Source organism: Couchioplanes azureus (genome assembly GCF_014648355.1).
Classification (GTDB): Bacteria; Actinomycetota; Actinomycetes; order Mycobacteriales; family Micromonosporaceae; genus Actinoplanes; species Actinoplanes azureus.
This window is the reverse complement of the sequence record NZ_BMQY01000021.1, coordinates 1-8,787: the sequence shown is the minus strand read 5'-3', so window position 1 is coordinate 8,787 and position 8,787 is coordinate 1. Positions and strand designations below refer to the sequence as shown.

Below are 8,787 nucleotides of genomic sequence, written 5' to 3'. Positions count from 1 at the left end.
ACACGGGTCGGACCCCCGCATGACCCACTCTGCAAGATCTGCACTGCGGAATTCCCTAAGCCTTGGCTCGTCCGCGGGTTCTACAGGTTGCCCAGCCATTCCTTCATCAGGGCGGCGGTCCGCGGCGAGTCCTCCCGCACCAGGGACAGGTGGTCGGCGTCGATCGGGGCGACGGCAGCCCCCGCCACGATCGGACCGAGGTCGGCGGTACTGCCCGCCACGCTCTCGCGGGTGCAGCGGACGGACAGCACCGGTGCGGTCGTGTGGGCCACGTCCATCCGGTTCAGCAGCACCATCCAGCGGCCCATGGCGGACAGGCGCGAGTTGGTCAGCCGCACCGGGGAGGCCTCGTCGCCGCCGGCGAAGTTCAGCTGCATCATGCCGCCGTAGTCGACGCCCTCGTCGTCGTTGTGCTGGAAGCTGAGCGTGTCCAGCAGGACGACCGCCGTGGGGCGTACGCCCCAGGTGTTCTCCAGCACGCCCGCCGCCGCGTACGCCAGCGACCCGCCCGAGGAGTGCCCGACCAGGACGAACGGCCGGCCGTCGCTGGCCCGCAGTGCGCTCTCCGCGATGACCCGGACGGCGACCTCGGCGTTGTCCGGCAGCCGCTCACCGGTGGCGAACCCGATCAGCGGCAACGCGGACACCTCGGTCTCGCCGCGGAAGTGCGCGGCCAGCCGGGCGTACTGGTGCGGTCCGGAGTTCGCGGTCGGCGCCGGGATGCAGATCAGCTTCGGCCCGCCCGCGCCTTCGGTCAGGTTGACCGGCAGCGGCAGGTCCTCGAGTTCCGAGGTGTATTCGAAGGTGGGCCGCAGCGCGGCGAGCGTGGCGAGCATCCGCTGCGCCTCGCGCACCTTGCCGGCGCCGAGGGCGTCCAGGAACAGGCGCTCCAGCGAGTCGCGTTCCGGCTCCGCCCCGGCCGCCGACGCGAGGTCGGGGTCGCCGCCCTCTCCGGCGGCCAGTTCGGCACGGATCCAGCCGGCCAGCTCGTCCGGGGTCTTGCTGTCGAAGATGACCGTGGCCGGCAGGCGCAGGCCGGTGGTGACGCTGAGCCGGTTGCGCAGCTCCACCGCGGTCAGCGAGTCGAAGCCCAGCTCGTAGAAGTCGCGCTGCGCGTCGATGGCGTCGGCGGAGGCGTGGCCCAGCACGGCGGCGATCTCGGCGCGGACGATGTCCACCAGGACCCTGGTCCGGTCCGCGCCCCCGAGCTGGGACAACTTCCGGGTCAGCGTGACTCCGCCGGCCTCGGTGCCGGCCGCGGCGCGGCGGGCCGTGCGGACCAGTCCGCGGAACAGCGGCGGGACGAACGCGCCGGGGGCGGCCGGGCCGGACCTCATGGCCAGGGGCGCCACGTACGGGCCGTACGAGCCGATCGCCGTGTCGTACAGGTCCAGTCCCTCGTCCACCTGCAGCGGCGGCATGCCGCTGGCGCGCATGCGCTGGAGGTCGGTCTCGGCCATCAGGCCGGTCATGCCGTCCGTGTCGTCCCAGGGACCCCAGGCCAGGGTCAGGCCGGCCAGGCCGAGCCCCTGACGGTAGTGCGCCAGGGCGTCGAGGAAGGCGTTGGCCGCCGCGTAGTTGCCCTGACCCGGGTTGCCCATGACGCCGGCACCCGAAGAGAACGACACGAACGCCGCCAGATCCAGGTCGCGGGTCAGCTCGTGCAGGTTCCACGACACGTCCACCTTGGGACGCAGCACCCGGTGCATGCGGTCCGGCGTGAGCGAGGTGAGGATGGCGTCGTCGAGCACACCGGCGATGTTGAACACCGCGGTGAGCGGACGATCGGGGCCGATGGACGCGATCAGCTCCGCGGCCTGCGCCGGGTCGGCCGGATCGCACGCGACGATGCGGGCCGAGGCTCCGCGCACGTCCAGCTCGGCGACCAGCTCGGCGGCGCCCGGCGCGTCCGGACCGCGCCGGCTGGTGAGCAGCAGGTGGCGGACGCCGTTGGCGACGAGCCGGCGGGCGAAGTGCCGGCCCAGCGCGCCGGTGCCGCCGACGATCAGCACGGTGCCCTCGGGATGCCAGCGCACCGGCATCTCCAGCACCAGCGGGCCGGTGCCGGCGGCGCGCAGGGCGGTGCGGGCGCGGCGGACGTCCCAGGTGTCCACCTCGGCCGGGCGGACCAGACCCGGGCCGGCGGGTGCGGCGGCCGCCTCGGCCCAGGACCACCGGTCCGGCACCGCGACCAGGGTACGGCCGTCGGCCACCGCGATGGGTCCGACGCCGCCGGCGGCCGGGCCCATCACCCGGTCTCCCGGGTTCACGCCCGGTAGGTCGGCGCCGACCTCGGTGACGATGCCGGCCACCGTGCAGCCGAGGGGTCCGGCGGTGTCGCGGGGATCGACGGCGGCCGCGTACACGTCGATGCGTACGTCGGTCGGGCCGAGCGGCTCCCACACCTCGGCGCACGGGGTGAGGGTGACGTCGTCACCGGCACGGACCAGCCGCCACGCCCCGCCTGCCGGAGGCAGCAACGTGTCGGCGGAGTCGAGCCGGGCCATCCGGCCGACGCGTACGACGCCGTCGCGGACCGCGAACTGCTGGTCGCCGTCGGCGGTGACGCCGGGAACGAGGGGCAGGAACGCGTCCACGTCGGGGGTGTCCACGATGAGGAAGCGGTCCGGGTTCTCCGCGTACGCCGACCGGACCAGGCCCCACACCGCGGCGGCCGGCAGGTCCGTCACCCGCTCGCGGTCGGCGGTGGCCAGCGCCCCGTCGGTGACGAAGAGCATCCGCGCGCCCATCAGCCGGTTGTCGGCCAGGAACGCCTGTGCCGCGCCGAGGACCCGGGCGGTGACCCGGTGGGTGGAGCCGGCCACGTCCTGCGAGTCGCCGGTGACCGGCACGACCACGATGTCGACGTCGGCCGGCACCTCGGCCATGGAGCCGGCGAGCACCGTGTGCTTGACGGCTGCGGGCGCCGGGGTCTCGACGGCCGGCCAGTCCATCCGGAACAGCGGGAGCTGCTCGGCGGCGGCCACCGCGGCCGGCGGGCGGGCGAGGACGAGCTCCCGTACGGCCAGTACGGGTGCGCCGGTCGGGTCGGTCGCGGCGATCCGTACCCGGTCCGGCCCCTGCCGCACGATCCGGCACCGCAGCGTGACCGGGCCGGCCGCGTGCAGCGTCACGCCGTTCCACGCGGCCGGGTGCAGGTCCTCGTCGAGGCCGAGCAACCCGACGACGTGGGTGACGGAGGCGAGCAGGGCCGGGTGGATGCCGAAGTACCGCGCGTCGCCGGCCACGGGCTCCGGGAGGGTCACCTCGGCGTAGGCCTCGTCGGCGTGCAACCAGACCGCCCGCAGCCCGGTGAAGGACGGCCCGTGGCCGTGCACCTCGTGGAAGCCCTCCAGGTCGGCGGCCGTGGCGTAGGCGGGCGGCCAGGAGGAGGTGTCGAGGTCGACGGCTTCCTTGCCCGCTGCCAGAGAGCCCTGGGCATGCAGCAACCAGGGACCGTCGCCGTTCTCCGCTCGCGAGTGGATGGTGACCGGGCGCACGCCCCCGTCGTCGGGTAGACCGACCCGGACCTGCAGGACAGCCGAGGTGCGTTCGCTGATCACGAGCGGGGCGTGCAGTGTCAGGTTCGAGACGCTCTCCGCTGCGACCTGGTCGCCGGCGCGCACGGCCAGCTCCAGCCACATCGAAGCGGGCACGGTGATCCGGCCGTCGACCGTGTGGTCGGCCAGCCACGGGTGAACACGCAGTGACAGCAGGCCGGAGAAGACGACCTCGCCGGTGTCGGCCAGGGTCATCGCGGCGCCGAGCAACGGGTGCATGGCGGCGGACAGACCGACGGCGCCGACGTCACCGGAGTGGGCGAGCGGGCGGGGCCAGTAGCGCTGGTGGTCGAACGCGTAGGTGGGCAGCGGCGCCCGCGACGCCCCCGGGAACCAGGGCCCGAGATCGACGTCCAGACCGGCGCTCCACAGCGCCGCCACGGCCGTGAGCAGCGCGGCATCCTCGTCCCGCCCGCGCCGCAGCGTCGACACCACCACATCCGCGTCGATCAGCGAACTCAGCACCGCGTCCGGCCCGGCCTCGATGACCAGGTCCGCACTCATCGCCGCGACACCATCGGCGAAGCGCACCGTTTCGCGCACATGCCGTACCCAGTAGTCCGGATCGGTGAACAGCCCCGACTCCACAGCCCCCGTCACGTTCGACACCAACGGCAGCATCGGCTCGTTGAGGGTCAGGCCGGCCACGACCGCCCGGAACTCCGCCAGCATCGGGTCCATCAACGCCGAATGGAAGGCGTGACTGACGGCCAGGCGCTTGCTGCGCGCAAAACCCGCGGCGGCAGCCAGCACCGCGCCCTCCTCGCCGGACAGCACGAACGACTCCGGCCCGTTCACCGCAGCGACCGACACCCCGTCGGGTACCTCCCCCACGACGCCCTGCACCGCGACCATCGCGCCACCGGACGGCAGCGCCTGCATCAACCGGCCTCGCGCGGAGATCAGCGTGCACGCGTCATCCAGGCTCAGCACCCCGGCAACGTGGGCCGCCGCGATCTCACCGACCGAATGACCACCCACCACGTCCGGCCGCACACCCCACGACTCCAACAACCGGTAGAGCGCCACCTCCACCGCGAAGATCGCCGGCTGCGCATTCCCGGTGGCGTCCAGGTCCTCCCAGTCCACGACCAACCGCTGCGCCACCGCGTCGAAAGCCGCAGCGAAGACCGGGAACCGCTCATACAGCCCACGGCCCATATCCGCCCGCTGCGAGCCCTGCCCCGAGAACACCACCGCGACCCGGCGCGGCGCCGCCTCACCGCGGGCCAGTTCGGCGCCGTCGGCGTCCAGCACGGCACGCCGCGCGAACGACGAACGTCCGGCGAGCGTGCACGCCACGTCCGCGGCGGCCCGGTCCGGGTGCTCGACCAGCCAGGCACGGATCCGCTCGATCTGCGCGTCCAGCGCCGGCCCCGACTTGGCCGAGACGACCAGCGGGACCGGCCTGCCCGGGTCGATGGCGGACGCGGCAGCGGCACCGGCGGGAGCCTGCTCGATGATCACGTGGGTGTTGGTGCCCGAGATGCCGAACGACGAGACGCCCGCGCGCCACGGCCGGTCCACCTGCGGCCAGGCGGCCGGTTCGCGGAGCAGCCGGATGTCACCCGTCGTCCAGTCCACGTGCGAGGACGGCTCCTGCAGGTGCAGCGAGCGCGGCACCAGGCCGTGGCGCATCGCCATCACCATCTTGATGACCCCGGCGACACCCGACGCGGCCTGGGTGTGCCCGATGTTCGACTTCACCGAGCCCAGCAGCAGCGGCTGGTCCGCGGAGCGGCCCCGCCCGTACGTCGCCAGCAGGGCCTGCGCCTCGATCGGGTCACCGAGCGGGGTGCCGGTGCCGTGTCCCTCGACCACGTCCACGTCGGTGAAGGTGAGGCCGGCACTGGCCAGGGCCTGCCGGATCACGCGCTGCTGGGAGGGGCCGTTGGGGGCGGTGATGCCGTTGGAGGCACCGTCGGAGTTGACGGCGGTCCCACGGACCACCGCGAGGATCTCGTGGCCGTTGGCGACGGCGTCGGACTGCCGCTCGACGACCAGCACGCCCACCCCCTCGGCCCAGCTCGTGCCGTCGGCCGCGTCCGAGTACGACTTGCAGCGCCCGTCGGGGGACAGCCCGCCGTCGACGCTGAATCCGGTGAAGCTCACCGGGGTCGCCATGACGGTGACGCCGCCGGCCAGTGCGAGCGAGCACTCGCCGTTGCGCAGCGCCGCGACCGCGGAGTGCAGCGCCACCAGCGACGACGAGCAGGCGGTGTCGACGGTGAACGAGGGACCTTCCAGGCCGAACGTGTAGGACAGCCGGCCGGAGATCACACTGCTCGCCAGGCCGGTGCCGGACAGGCTGCCGACGTCCTCGCGGGACTGCGCGATGAGCGTCGAGTAGTCCAGGCCGTTGGTGCCCATGAAGACGCCGGTGGGGCTGCCGGCCAGCGCCTCCGGGTCGATGCCGGCCGACTCGAGCGCCTCCCAGGAGGTCTCCAGCAGCAGGCGCTGCTGCGGGTCCATCGCCATCGCCTCGCGCGGCGAGACCCCGAAGAACGCCGCGTCGAAGTCGGCGATGCCGTCCAGGAAGCCGCCGTGGAGCGAGGCGCTGCGGCCCTGCCCGTCGGCGCCACCGGCGGCCAGCGCGGCCAGATCCCAGCCGCGGTCGGACGGGAACGCGCTGATGCCGTCCTGCTCCCCCACCACCAGGCGCCACAGGTCGTCCGGCGACTGCACCCCGCCGGGCAGGCGACACGCCATGCCGACGATGACGATCGGGTCGGTGCCCGGGTCGGCGGCCGCGGCCGGTGGCACGATCGGCTGCGGCTCGTCGCCGAGGACCTCGCCGAGCAGGTATCCGCCGAGTGCGGTCGGCGTCGGGTAGTCGAAGATCAGGGTGGCCGGCAGCCGGAGCCCGGTGACGGTGGACAGCCGGTTGCGCAGTTCCACCGCGGTGAGCGAGTCGAAGCCCAGGTCGTGGAACTCGGCCCGGGGTCCGATCGCGTCCAGGGAGCGGTGCGCGAGCACCGCCGCCGCCTCGGTCCGGACCAGGTCCAGCACCAGGGCGTCGCGGTCCTCGGCGCCGAGCGGCACCAGCCGTTCGCGCAGGTGCCCGGTGGCCGTACTGGTGGACAGGCGGGTGTTCGTGGCGGTCGCGACGGCTTCCCTGGCGGCCGGCAGGTCGCCCAGGGCGGCATTGCCGCGCAGCCCGACGAGCGAGTCCAGGATGTTCGCCTGCCCGAGGTCCAGCAGGACCAGCGTCGGTGCGCTCGCGGTGACCGCCTGCTGCAGGGCGGCGACGGCCAGATCGGGATGTACGGCGGGCAGCGGTGTGCCGGTGTGCTCCCCCGGGCCGCCCTGCTCGTCGATCCACGCACCCCAGGCCATCGATGTGGCGGGCAGGCCGCGGGTGTGCCGGTTGTGCGCCAGGGCGTCCAGCGCGGCGCCGGCCGCGGCGAGGGTGGCCCGGCCGGGGCTGCCGACACTGCCGGAGACCGAGGAGAACAGGACGAAGGCGTCCAGGTGCAGCCCGGCGGTCAGCTCGTCGAGCAGCAGCGCCGGCGACACCTTGGCATCGGCGACGGTACGGAACCGGTCCGCGGTGAGGTCGTCGATGACGCCGTGGTCGACGACGGCGGCGGCGTGCACCACGGCTCGCAGGCCGGGCTCGGCGAGCAGCGCCGTGAGGGTGGCCCGGTCGCCGGCATCGCCCGCGACCACGCTCACCTCGGCACCCAGCGTGCGCAGGTCGGCCACCAGGTCGGCCGCGCCGGGCGCGTCCGGACCGCGGCGGCTGAGCAGCACGAGTCTCTCCGCACCGTGCGCGGCGAGCCAGCGGGCCACGTGTGCGCCCCGCCCGCCGGTGCCGCCGGTGACCAGGACCGTGCCCCGCGGGCGCCAGACGGCACCGGCCGGGCCGGGCGGTGCGGGCGACAGGCGGCGGGCCAGCAGGCCCTGCGGGCGTACGGCGAGCTGGTCCTCGCCGCCGATGCCGGCGAGAGCCTCGCGCAGCTGCCGGGCGGAGTCCTCGTCGAGGGCGGCGGGAAGGTCGATCAGGCCGCCCCATTGCAGCGGGTACTCGAGCGCGGCGACCCGGCCGAAGCCCCACACGCCGGCCTGCTGCGCGTCCGCCGGGGTGTCGGGGAGACAGACCGCCTCGCGGGTCAGGCACCACATCGGCGCGGCGATGCCGGCGTCCTGCAGTGCCTGCAGCAGCACCAGGGTGGCGCCAACCGGGTGGTCTCCGGCGGACAGCGCGGACAGCACGCCGGACGGCTCGACGTCCAGCTCCCGGAGCTGGGCGGCGAGCGTCCCGCGGTCCGCCGCGGGGGCGGTGAGGGCGGCCGCGCCCAGTGCGGCGGTCACGTCCGGGGCGTCACCGACGACCAGCCAGGTGCCGGTGAGGCTGCGGGGCGTGTGGCCGGTGAGCGGACGCCAGGTCTCGTGGAGCCGCAGTGCGTCGAGGAGGGACTGGTCGCGGTGCCGCCGCCGCCGGCCGGCCAGGGCGGGCAGCACCCGTTCCAGCGCCTCGGGGTCGACTGCCATCTCATCGGCCAGCTCGGTCAGCTCGGCGCTCTCGACGGTGGCCCAGAAGCGGGCGTCCAGGTCGTCGTCGCCGCGGCGGACCTCCCGCGGCTCGGGCCAGTAGCGCTGGTGGTCGAACGCGTACGTGGGCAGCGGCACGCGCGACGCCCCCGGGAACCACGCACCGAGCTCCACATCGAGACCGGCACTCCACAGCGCAGCCACCGCGGCGAGCAGAGCCGCATCCTCGGCACGACCATGCCGCAACGTCGGCACCACCACGTCCGCGTCGATCTGCGAACTCAGCACCGCGTCCGGGCCCACCTCGACGATCAGGTCGGCACCCATCGCCCCGATCCCGTCCGCGAAGCGGACCGTCTCGCGCACGTGCCGCACCCAGTAGTCCGGGTCCGTCACCGAACCGGGTTCGACCCGCGAGCCGGTGACGGTGGAGACCATCGGCAGGGTCGGCTCGTGCAGCGTCAGCGTCGCCACGACCGCCCGGAACTCGGCCAGCATCGGGTCCATCAACGCCGAGTGGAAGGCATGACTGACATTCAGCCGCCGGCTCCGCTCGTACTGCGCCGCCATGGCGAGCACCGGCGTCTCGGCACCGGACAGCACCACCGAATCGGGGCCGTTCACCGCGGCGATCGACACACCCTCGACCAGCCGGACGTCCGACTCCGCGGCGTGCACCGCGATCATCGCGCCGCCGGGCGGCAACGCCTGCATCAACCGGGCCCGCGCCGAC

At 74.2% G+C, this 8,787-nt stretch carries 1 protein-coding gene; it reads right to left on the bottom strand.

The features are described from left to right. Positions 1–80 precede the first annotated feature (80 nt). Positions 81–8,787 (bottom strand): type I polyketide synthase (locus IEY99_RS33580; RefSeq protein ID WP_189208161.1); only part of this gene is annotated, 8,707 nt, incomplete at its 5' end.